Source organism: Neobacillus drentensis, assembly GCF_036965245.1.
Taxonomy (GTDB): domain Bacteria; phylum Bacillota; class Bacilli; order Bacillales; family Cytobacillaceae; genus Neobacillus; species Neobacillus drentensis_G.
This window is the reverse complement of record NZ_JBALPG010000042.1, coordinates 1-8936: the sequence shown is the minus strand read 5'-3', so window position 1 is coordinate 8936 and position 8936 is coordinate 1. Positions and strand designations below refer to the sequence as shown.

General features: G+C 35.5%; 10 protein-coding genes. 7 read left to right on the top strand and 3 right to left on the bottom strand.

The genetic code is table 11. From position 1 onward, the window contains the following. The first annotated feature begins 18 nt into the window (after window positions 1-18). Both V7150_RS10510 and V7150_RS10505 read left to right on the top strand, forming a co-directional pair. The gene (locus V7150_RS10510; RefSeq protein WP_335517328.1) at window positions 19-468 is read left to right on the top strand and encodes a hypothetical protein; all 450 of its coding nucleotides are present in this window, start codon (window positions 19-21) and stop codon (window positions 466-468) included. Window positions 469-853: 385 nt separating this feature from the next. Next, complete coding sequence (locus tag V7150_RS10505) at window positions 854-1792, top strand: magnesium transporter CorA family protein (protein ID WP_335517326.1); 939 nt, start codon at window positions 854-856, stop codon at window positions 1790-1792. A 277-nt stretch (window positions 1793-2069) separates the two neighbouring features. On the opposite strand, the gene V7150_RS10500 is transcribed toward V7150_RS10505, so the two are convergent. The 3 genes from V7150_RS10500 to V7150_RS10490 all read right to left on the bottom strand — a co-directional run bounded on the left by V7150_RS10500 (window position 2070) and on the right by V7150_RS10490 (window position 4593). Further along, window positions 2070-2324 carry a hypothetical protein gene (locus tag V7150_RS10500; protein ID WP_335517323.1) on the bottom strand — a complete coding sequence of 85 codons (255 nt, stop codon included), beginning with the start codon at window positions 2322-2324 and terminating at the stop codon, window positions 2070-2072. A 590-nt stretch (window positions 2325-2914) separates the two neighbouring features. Next, entirely contained in the window at window positions 2915-3343 is a 429-nt protein-coding gene (locus V7150_RS10495; protein ID WP_283922364.1) for a cell wall hydrolase, read from the bottom strand. 311 nt (window positions 3344-3654) lie between these two features. After that, window positions 3655-4593, bottom strand: coding sequence for a DNA-3-methyladenine glycosylase family protein (locus tag V7150_RS10490; protein ID WP_335517322.1), 939 nt, complete (start codon window positions 4591-4593; stop codon window positions 3655-3657). A 123-nt stretch (window positions 4594-4716) separates the two neighbouring features. Here V7150_RS10490 and V7150_RS10485 point away from each other — a divergent pair, with 123 nt between their 5' ends. From V7150_RS10485 to V7150_RS10465, 5 genes are all read left to right on the top strand, one after another. Continuing rightward, entirely contained in the window at window positions 4717-5322 is a 606-nt protein-coding gene (locus V7150_RS10485; protein WP_335517321.1) for a bifunctional transcriptional activator/DNA repair enzyme AdaA, read from the top strand. Next, window positions 5306-5845, top strand: coding sequence for a methylated-DNA--[protein]-cysteine S-methyltransferase (locus tag V7150_RS10480; protein WP_335517319.1), 540 nt, complete (start codon window positions 5306-5308; stop codon window positions 5843-5845). The genes V7150_RS10485 and V7150_RS10480 overlap by 17 nt, the downstream gene beginning before the upstream one ends. 100 nt (window positions 5846-5945) lie before the next feature. Continuing rightward, window positions 5946-6872 carry an aldo/keto reductase gene (locus tag V7150_RS10475; RefSeq protein WP_335517316.1) on the top strand — a complete coding sequence of 309 codons (927 nt, stop codon included), beginning with the start codon at window positions 5946-5948 and terminating at the stop codon, window positions 6870-6872. Window positions 6873-7232: 360 nt separating this feature from the next. After that, on the top strand, window positions 7233-7919 hold the full coding sequence (locus V7150_RS10470) for a GntR family transcriptional regulator (protein ID WP_335517314.1): 687 nt from the start codon (window positions 7233-7235) through the stop codon (window positions 7917-7919). Window positions 7920-7935: 16 nt separating this feature from the next. Beyond that, window positions 7936-8568 (top strand): sterol desaturase family protein, encoded by a 633-nt coding sequence (locus V7150_RS10465; protein WP_335517311.1) that lies wholly within the window; start codon window positions 7936-7938, stop codon window positions 8566-8568. Window positions 8569-8936: the final 368 nt, after the last annotated feature.

Below are 8936 nucleotides of genomic sequence, written 5' to 3'. Positions count from 1 at the left end.
AGTAAAGGAGTTCATTTTATGTATCCTAGTCATATGCATATGTATACTAACAATCCATATAGTCAGGAAACTAAATATTATTCAACTCCATCCCAACTGGAGAATTATTATCATACAACCATTGATGAAAGACAATTTGGAACATCTTTTCCCCAAATGGGACCACCACAAGGACCACCTGGGTTTCCACCACCAGGTCAAGGGCCAGAGGCTGGACAGCCAACTGCACCACCGCCATCTTTTATTCCAGCACAAACACAACAAGCACAAACCTTTGCAGTGGATCCAGGCAGTATTAGAAGATGTTTATTCAGATATACGTATGTATGGCTAAGAAATTTTCAGCAATTTTGGTTTTATCCAACATTCGTTGGTAGAACCTCTGTCGCAGGGTGGCGTTGGACTGGAAATAGATGGGTATATTTCGGAATAAGCTTACGACAAATTCAATCGTTTACTTGCTTTTAATAAGAAATTATTTGGTAATGAATCTAACAATCATGATAAGCAATAAATGCCAAAAGGTATAATTACTTAAAAAATGAGTGATTTATACCTTTTTCTTGTTAAACTAATTTGGTTTTAATGTAATTCAATTTATAAAGTAAGACAAATACAAGTTTACAAGTCTAAACCGTAAGTGTATGATATGAAGGTACTTTATCCATTATATTTAAAAGGAGTTGATATTTTTTGAGTAGTCGAAGTTGTAACGAACCTGATCCCAGGTCGTGCAGAGGGGAAGTTAATAACGTACCATTCCTCAGAAGGTTGATTACAGATAAAAAAATCAGCTCTTTGCTATGGGTGGGGCAATTTTGACTTCCTCAATACAAATGAGGAGGTTATATTGATGTTGAACATTTATTTGACAAATGAACAAGGAATACTTGAAGAAACAACAGAAATTACCAAAGGATGTTGGGTTAATCTTATATCACCTACGGAACAAGAGATTAACGAAGTTGTTAATAAAGCACAAATCCCATTAGACTTTCTAAAAGATCCATTAGACGAAGAGGAGCGGTCAAGGATTGAAAAAGATGATGATAATGTATTGATCATTGTCAATTTACCTCTAATGTCAAAGGACGATAGTGGTTTAGACATATATGATACGATCCCATTAGGAATGATTATCGCTAACGGTTGTTTTATAACCGTTTGTTTGAAAGACAATCCGATTTTTCACATGTTTGTTCAGAATAAAGTAAAGCAATTTTTTACATTCAAAAAAACAAGATTTTCATTCCAAATTCTTTATTTAATTGCGACTTCGTTTCTTAAAAATTTAAAATTAATCAACAAAAAGACAGATGAAATTGAAAAAGAATTACATCAGTCAATGAAAAACAAGGAACTCTTTACGCTATTAAATTTGGAAAAAAGTTTAGTTTATATCACGACTTCTTTAAAATCAAATAACATCGTAATGCAGAAAATGTTAAAAAGCAATTACTTAAAAATGTTTGAAGATGACAAGGAACTGTTAGAGGATGTAATTGTTGAAAATCAACAAGCTATAGAGATGGCTGAAACGCATTCATCGATTTTAAGTGGAATGATGGATGCTTTTGCATCAGTTATTTCAAATAACTTAAATATTGTAATGAAATTTTTGACATCCTTTACTATAATCTTAGCTTTACCTACAATGGTTGCAAGTTTTTATGGTATGAATGTTCCACTACCATTTCAACATTACAAGTATGGATTTTTGATCGCTATCGTAATTTCCATCGTATTAGCCAGTTCTACTGCATTAATATTCTGGAAAAAACGATTCTTCTAATTGCTTTGAAAAGCCTATGGTTCTTTTGCTAGAACCATAGGCTTTTTTCTTAAGGTATATTACTTGAATCAAACCTTACGCCATATTTTGTATCAGATTTACAAAAGTATTCATATAATGAGAGATTGAATATGAATAACAAAACATTAGGTGTTCATAGCTAATTCCATCCTTGACAAAAATAAAAAACACGCTATTTATATTTAGCGTGTGAAGAATCTAGAAAACATTATTTAATTCGACTGTATGTTCATTTGACTTGATAGGTTAATTCTTTTTAAGACACCATACTAAACAATTCGTCAATTTGATTAATTAGCATCTCCAAAAAATCCTCATTTTCATACGAGTTTAATAAATCCTTTTCATTTAGGATATATATTGGTTTCTCTTCCTTTGATTTAGCATGATATAAGGGAGAATCAACAACAGACCACTCACCATCTTTCCATATGGCGATTTGATTAAAATTTCCTTCTAAAATAACTTCACAAAAGGCATCTTTTCCCTGTAATTCCAGGTCAATGTCCAAATTTATCCCTCCAAATAAGAGTTCACATTTATTATATATTTAAATGATAAAAAAGCAAATTTTACTTAAAATAAAAATTCAGTTGGAGTATTATTGTATGAATTGAAAATTGTTTTTATTAGCTTTTATTTAGTTATAGAGTGTTTTCGCTCCTTAAAAAAGGGTTGAGGAGACTTAAGTTTTTGTGTCGCCATCAGTTCCATTACTATCTTCGTCGTGATTATGTAAATTAGATTCTTTGTGTACACCACATTTCGCATCTTGCGTACTGTTATCCCAGCTACTCATATGTTATTAGAAGGTGTTTCAGTGGAGTTATTCCTTGTTCAACTTATTAACCTAATATCCTTTTGGATTTAGCTTGTTAAAGGATTCTTAGCCTTAATTAGCTAAATCCAAAATGGATAGAATTAAAAAAAGTTGAACAAGGATAACCTTAAAAACTTGACCCGATGGCAAAAACGCATATGGAGGTAAACAGTCTGAAATACGTGGTTGTAGGATTCCTAGTTATTTATTCAGTATTTGATTCACTTACATGGTTAGCTTCACTTCTCCAATTCAAATGAAAAAGAAAAGTAATTCATATCTTAATAAGTGTTATAAACGTTTTCACATGTTTCAGCTGTAGGTTCGTAAAAACAATGGTTTTTGTATCTTCCTACAAATGGCTGATCGTACCAGGTTTGCGGACAATCACCAGGAGGTTTAAAATACCACAAACTGAATTTTCCTGGCCAGAACCTTTCTCCATCAACAGACCGACGGGCTAAACGTTTTTCTTGTTCTCTAGCTCTTTGATAAAAATAACCATGCTGTACTGCTTCAAATGCATGAGGCTGATAGACCATATCCGGGATCGTTCTTATTCCAATAAAGTCACTACAATTTGCCCTTATTCGGTTTATTCCTACGTTCCCAACAAGCAGCATCCCTTGTTCTCCCTCTCCTTCAGCTTCTGCCCGAAGTAACCTTGCTAAGAGGTCAATATCTGAACTTGTTGCTTTTACTACTGCCATCCAATTCCCCCCTGCTTGAATCCTCTGTCTGACCAATTAAGTACCAATTATTTATTGCTAAGGCTTACAAATATACTCCTATTTAAAATTATATGTCTTATTACAAAATTTAAGTGCTTGTTTTGAGTAAATGTTAAAGAACAATACGTATATGAATCCGGCAAATCATATCCGAGGCGGTAAAAGATTAGTCTTAAATAGGTGAGTACGACAAAAATGGGGAATCAAATGTGTAAAGAAAGATGACATCCGCCGTTTCTGACCGATGCCTTTAATGTTATGACCCGCATATAGGTTTTATTGTTGATTTTTTAATAGAGAACACGCCATAAGTAAAATGTCGCATACGCTTGCCAATTGGCCCACCTTGATGCAAGCTTTAAGAGTTCTTCCTTTGTAGGCTTTTTCTTTGAACCGGTTAGATGTTTGATGGAGTTATGCAGTCCTACATCATCAATCGGATAAGCTGAGGTAAGTCGCAAGCAGCGCATCATTACATAGTTCGCTGTCCAAGGACCAATCCCGCGGATTTTAATTAAACTTTTTTCAGCATCTTTAAGAGTATCCATTCCAAATAATTTTTCTTTCGATAATTCCCCGCTGGCCATTAATTGGGCAATGCCAATAATATATTCACTCTTTTTTACGGTCATTTTTATATCTGCCAGATCTCCAGGGGATAATTTAGCGATTTGTTCATAAGAGGGAAAAACCCAATAGTTCCTGCCACTCTTTTCGATAGAATCACCAAACTTTTCGACAAATTGTCTCTTTAAAGTATAGGCAAATGCTAGATTAATTTGCTGACCTAAAACTCCCCAGCAGAGGGCCTCAAATAAATCAGGGACGCCGATTAATCGTAAGCCGTGAAATTCTTGGACAGGCCAATTAAGAAGGGGGTCTGCTTTTGCCATTTCGTAAAAAGGGATTAAATCGCGATCAAGATCAAACCATTCACGAATGAATCTGATAACCTCTGAACGCTCCGACTGAATAAGAGGTTTAGATTCTTTTAAAAAATGAACAATCATCTGATTATGTTCATTGACATTAATTTGGACTAAAGTACGTTTTTTGCCAACAACAATGATCCTGGAAATAATTTCATTTTCGACCTCAAACATACATTCATTCTTGTTCCGCACTAAATAGCCAAGATTTGCTTTTAGATTAAAATCTGCCGGCAATTCAATAAATATTTCTCCATTAGTGTCTTCCAAAAAGTCATTCGTTTTTTGTACTTCTGACACATACATCCCTCCAGCTCTTTTTCTACTTATTATTGCAAAAAATAATTTCAATATCTTGCTTTTTTATCCCGAAAACCTACATTCTGTTAGAACTGGAGCTATAATAATTGAGAGGTGGTCTAAATGGGAATAGAGTTTCAAAAGAATCCTTGTGATGGAATCATGACAGATGAAAAATGGCAGGCCATTATCGGCAACGATGCATCATACAATAATCAATTTTTTTATGGTGTAAAGACCACGAGAATTTTCTGTAAACCATCATGCAAATCACGAGTTCCTAAAAAAGAAAATGTTCGTATTTTTCAAAGTGCTGAAGAAGCACTAACTGCGAAGTTTCGTCCGTGTAAACGCTGTAAACCCACGAATGAACGCTTACCAGAAAACGAATGGGTTGCACTAATTACAGAATACATTAGTAGAAATTATAATAAAAAGCTCACGCTTGAAACATTGGCAGAAATTAGCCATGGAAGTCCTTATCATTTGCACCGGACTTTTAAAAAGATTATTGGCATCACACCAGTTGAATATATTCATCAGCTTAGAATAAATATGGCCAAAATATATTTGCGTCAGTCGGATCGATCGATTGCAGATGTAGCGAAGTCAGTAGGAGTGTCAAATACACCCTATTTTATTACACTATTTAAAAAAATTACGGGCCATACACCCGCACAATTTCGAAATGAGAAATCGGAGGAATGGCAAAATGAAAGCACAAAATAAAACACCTATATATTGGTCACTGCTCAATTATAAAGATTGGAACTTATATATTGCGGCAACAAAGAAAGGGCTATGTTACGTAGGCTCACAAAATAAGCAATTTGAAGAACTGTCTGTTTGGGCAGAGAAACGGTTTCCGGACAGTCCTCTAGTAGAAGACAGGGAGAAGCTATTGTCTTTTGCAGCTGAACTAATTGAATATTTTGATGGGAATCGCAAGGATTTTACTGTTCCATTTGATTATCATGGGACGGAGTTCCAAGTTGCTGTATGGAACGCACTTTGTGAAATTCCGTTTGGAGAGACTAGAGTATATTCCGACATTGCGAACCGTATCAATAAACCAGCAGCAGTACGTGCAGTCGGAGCGGCAATTGGTGCTAATCCAGTGTTAATTACTGTGCCTTGTCATCGTGTTGTCGGAAAAAATGGCTCACTTACCGGCTATCGCGGTGGATTAGAAATGAAGACACGACTCCTAGAGTTGGAGCGGCAAGGTTCAACTAGTGATGAATGTAAATGAATGAACAACCAACTACATTTGCTCGAGTAAGCGTTGTATTATTAATATGCTGCCTTTCAAGAGTATAATGAAAGTGAATACAATACAAGGAGGGACTCATTTGAAATACATAAACATCGCAAACACTGATTTACAAGTATCTAACATGATTATGGGTAATATGCGTTTAACACAGTTATCTTTGCCTGAAGCTGAAAAGTTAATCCGGACAGCATTGGATGAGGGGATTAATTTCTTTGACCATGCAGATATCTATGGGAAGGGACAGTGTGAGGAGATTTTTTCCGAAGCGATTCAAATGAATTCCAGCATACGTGAAAAAATGATTCTGCAGAGTAAATGCGGTATTATTTCCCCGGAAGGCTATTTTGACTTTTCGAAAGAGCATATCATTGAGTCTGTTAACGGTATATTAAAGCGATTAAAAACTGAGTATCTAGATATTTTGCTTCTTCATCGTCCTGATCCACTAATGGAACCTGCGGAGGTAGCTGAGGCGTTTGAAGATCTTCATGCGAGCGGAAAGGTTAAGCATTTTGGTGTATCAAACCATAATCCAGCCCAGATTGAACTTTTACAAAAATACATCCCTTACAATCTGGTGGTAAATCAACTTCAATTCAGTATTGCTCACACACCAATGATTGACTCGGGTATTGCTCTAAACATGAAGAATGACCAAGCGATTAACCGTGACAGCAGCATTTTGGAATATTGCCGTCTGCATGATATCACGATGCAAGCATGGTCCCCATACCAGCACGGCTTCTTTGAAGGTTCGTTTTTAGGTGATGTAGAAAGGTTTCCAAAGCTGAACGAAGTGGTAGACAGTATTGCCGAGAAATATGGCGTTACGAACACAGCCATAGCTACTGCCTGGATTACTCGTCATCCAGCTAACATTCAGGTGGTTCTTGGAACGACCAATGCAGAGCGAATGAAAGACGCTTGTAAGGGCGCTGAAATTAGATTGTCAAGAGAAGAATGGTATCAAATATATAAAGCTGCAGGGAATATCGTACCTTAATAATGATGGTGTGGGAATTCTTGTCAATAGGATGAGGATTTACCACACCATTTTTATTTAAAATACATTTAAAACAACTGGCGGTTTACGCCTATATTTTTATCAGATTTGCAATATTAAACTTTAGGAACAGTGAAATAAGGACTGTTCATTTTTATAAACGGAACAGGATAGATACGAGTAGATGAAATCTGCAGATCTATCCTTTTTTCGATGAAAACAAATGCCTAATAGAAAAAAGAAAAATGGTAATCATTTTTAAAATTCAATTGACAAAATATTCAAATTTATTATAAGATACTGGTATTACCACTATCAATAACTTGTAATACCAATTCATTTTGGAGGTCAATTTGAGTAATGGAAAAGGAACGTTCTTCAGATATTATTGAAAAGCATTTGTGTAAGGCTATTCTGGCTGGTGACTATCCAATGGGAAGTCCACTCCCTTCGGAAAGGGAACTTGCAAAAGAATTCGGGGTTGGTCGTCCTACAGTTAGGGAGGCACTACAGCGGTTAGGGAGGGATGAATGGATTACGATTAGGCAGGGACAGCCAGCAGTTGTAAACGATTATTGGCACGATGGAAATCTAACCACACTTGCTCATATTATCCAAAACCATGATATTGTTACCGATGACTTTATTGTTCACTTGTTGGAAATAAGAAAATCACTGGCTTCAACGTATGTTCATGATGCAGTTGAATGGAATCGGCCTAAAGTGGTTGCTTTGCTTGCTGATTTAGACCAATTGAACGACGATTCTAATAGCTACGCTTACTATGATTGGGATTTACAGAAAGGCCTAGCAGGTCTTTCACCTAATCCGGTCTATTTATTGATTTTAAACAGCTTCAATTCCTTTTATATAAAAATGGCTCAGAGATATTTTTCAGCGGGGGAGCATAGAAGAGTATCACTTGAATATTACCAAGACCTTTTAGCGGCTTCATTAAATGGAACCCCTGAAGAAGCTGAAAAGATTACAAAAGAGACGATGGAGAAGAGCTTGATGCTTTGGAAGAACCGTTCAGAAAAAAACTAGGGTGGAGGCGATTTAAATGAAAGACAAGTATCTAAAACAATTCTTTTTATTTCCAGATATTTTTGTTATGAGTCTCATTTTCCTCATTTGTTTTGGCTTTATGCTACCTCACTTGTCGTCATTAGGGACTTGGGTCTCTTTTGTATTGGGAATTGTAGGCTATATAATAAGTGAATATTTGACACATCGGTTTCTCTTCCATATGAAACCGCCCAAGAATGCATTCTTTTTAAAGTTGCTTAAACGAATCCACTATGATCATCACTCAGATCCTAACAATTTACATCTATTATTTTTGCCACTCTGGTATAGCCTGCCTAATATCATCGTTGTTGGCGGAATTGTTTACTACATTACAGCAAGCCTTATCATCACGAATGCCTTTATCACAGGAGTTATTCTATTTCTACTATATTATGAATGGGTACATTATCGAGCACATCGCCCATTCCAGCCGTTATCCCCCTGGGGCCGCTGGATGAAAAAAATCCATTTATGGCATCATTTCAAAAATGAAAATTTCTGGTATGGTGTAACGAATCCTTCTATGGATATTATCATGGGAACCTTTAAAGACCAGAAAGAGGTTGAACTAAGTAAAACCACCAAGAATCTTGAGAAACGTAGTGATCAGGATTTCCATTTATAATGAGCGGGGGTTTTTTGTAAAATAAATGAAGCAATGAATTATAGATGAAATAACCGCACTGCTGCTATTCAGAAAAACGAATATGCCAATAAAAAAATTGTGCAAACATGCCTTAAAATGAGAAACCGGTAAAATAGAGGAGTCTAAAACACGGTATTTTACAAAACTTTGAATCCCATGATATATAGAAAACGGGCTGAATTTCGGATTCAGCCCGTTTTAATATTGTAAATTGTGATATAGAATTTAAAAATAAATATGGTTAGGAAACAGATTTTTTTGGAAGCATGTATTCTAATTCGGCCAGCTTTTGTATCTCCATATATAATATATGATGTTCTTCCATTTCCTTTATTCTAAAGGAATAA